This is a genomic window from Anaerotignum sp., assembly GCF_031981185.1.
In the GTDB taxonomy this organism is placed as follows: Bacteria; Bacillota; Clostridia; order Lachnospirales; family Anaerotignaceae; genus Chakrabartyella.
In genome coordinates, this window is record NZ_DALYUL010000043.1 from 1 (window position 1) to 262 (window position 262).

Annotated in this window: 1 protein-coding gene; it reads right to left on the reverse strand. The window is 34.4% G+C overall.

Annotation, left to right across the window (positions count from 1 at the left end):
• A partial coding sequence (locus RTK36_RS15720) for a response regulator transcription factor (RefSeq protein WP_312048171.1) occupies positions 1-262 on the reverse strand: 262 nt, incomplete at both ends.

A 262-nucleotide genomic window follows, 5' to 3' on the forward strand; every position in this document is an offset into this window, starting at 1 on the left:
GTATATGCAAGTCGACGGTCCTACTACTTCCCATTTCTTCATCTCCCCAGATTCTTTCATAAATTCGGTCTCTAAATAATGCTATATTTTTGTTCTGCACAAACAAAAGCAAAAGATCATATTCTTTATTCGTAAGATTTATGATTACACCATTCTTTTTTACGATTCTGGAGAAAGTGTCAATTGTAATATCATAAAGTTCCAGAAATTTGACGTTTTTATTATAACGTCTGAGCACCGTCTCAACTCTCGCCAATAGCTC